Source organism: [Clostridium] symbiosum ATCC 14940 (genome assembly GCF_000466485.1).
Lineage (GTDB): Bacteria > Bacillota > Clostridia > Lachnospirales > Lachnospiraceae > Otoolea > Otoolea symbiosa.
In genome coordinates, this window is record NZ_KE993003.1 from 19,021 (window position 1) to 19,373 (window position 353).

A 353-nucleotide genomic window follows, 5' to 3' on the forward strand; every position below is an offset into this window, starting at 1 on the left:
CCACTACGTGTTTCCGGCAGGCCGGTATCAAATCCAGCGTAATTCTTTCGTAAAGGCGTATGGAAGGCATATCGTATTTCCCGTACACGGTAGCACTGCGTGGCCGCGACAAGGTCCATCCCCGCATTTAACGCGTGAGACAACGATAACCTGCACGCTCTGAGCACAGGTCATAGTCATCAATCTGTTGAAACATCAAATGTATCAAACTTCCAACAAACATACTCTAACAAATACTTTATCCCATATCCAATATATATCAAACACATATGAAAGCACTTAGAGGCCGCGACCCGGTCCGCCCCCGTACTTAACGCGTGAGACAATCAGCGTCCGGAGCGGACCGGGTCCGG